Source organism: Emticicia sp., assembly GCF_049241225.1.
Taxonomy (GTDB): domain Bacteria; phylum Bacteroidota; class Bacteroidia; order Cytophagales; family Spirosomataceae; genus Emticicia.
Genome location: NZ_JBMLRC010000024.1, coordinates 1 through 1,100 on the forward strand (window position 1 = coordinate 1; position 1,100 = coordinate 1,100).

Here is a 1,100-nt window from a genome sequence, read left to right on the forward strand (position 1 = left end):
CACACCCACAAAAAAACAATTGGTTAGTCGTAAACCCTGGAAATTCTCCTGAAAACGCTCCTGCGGCTCACGATGGTTCTTCGCTTGATGCGGGCGTTACGATGGATAATCAGATAGTTTTTGATGTGTTTAGCAAGGCAATCAGTGCGGCTCAGATTCTAAAAAAAGATGCATCTTTTGTGGATTCTCTCAAAAAATTAAGAGATAAATTGCCGCCAATGCACATCGGGCAGCATAATCAACTACAAGAATGGCTCGATGACATCGACGACCCCAAAGACCAACACCGCCATATTTCGCACCTTTATGGACTTTATCCATCGAATCAGATTTCGGCTTATCGCACACCCGAACTTTTTGAGGCTTCAAAAAACTCTTTGATTTATCGAGGCGATGTTTCGACTGGTTGGAGCATGGGCTGGAAAGTAAACTGGTGGGCAAAATTGCAAGATGGAAACCATGCTTACAAATTGATTCAAAACCAATTAACACCTATCGGCAACGAGCGTGGTGCGGGCGGTACTTACAATAACCTTTTTGATGCTCACCCTCCTTTTCAGATTGATGGTAATTTTGGCTGTACTTCGGGTATTACCGAAATGTTGATGCAGAGCAGTGATGGTGCCGTTCATTTGCTTCCTGCTTTGCCAGATGTTTGGCCTTCAGGTAAAATTTCGGGCTTGAAAGCAATCGGAGGTTTTGAAATCGTAGAAATGCAATGGAAAGACACCAAATTGGTGAAACTGGTAGTAAAATCGAACCTCGGAGGAAATCTTAGACTACGTACACCAAATGAATTGAAGCAAAGCAATGGCACAAAACTTAAAGAAGCGAACGGCAAAAATGCCAATCCATTTTATAGTTTGGATGAAACAGCTAAACCTGTTATTTCAGAAAAAGCAAGCATAAAAGCACCCACTTTGACAACAACAAAATTGTATGATATTACCACTCAAAAAGGTCAAATCATCACTTTATCTCTTTAAAATTTACGAATTAAACAAAGATTACAATGTTAAAAAAAGTAGCAAAAATTTGTAGCATCATCGTATTGGTTTGTTGTGTAAAAATCGCATCGGCACAAGTAACCCTTACAAATC

1 protein-coding gene is annotated in these 1,100 nt (G+C 40.1%); it reads left to right on the forward strand.

The features are described 5' to 3' along the window. Window positions 1-986: glycosyl hydrolase family 95 catalytic domain-containing protein (locus tag ACOVO2_RS01540; RefSeq protein ID WP_421768277.1), on the forward strand; the 986-nt coding region annotated here is incomplete at its 5' end. Window positions 987-1,100: the final 114 nt, after the last annotated feature.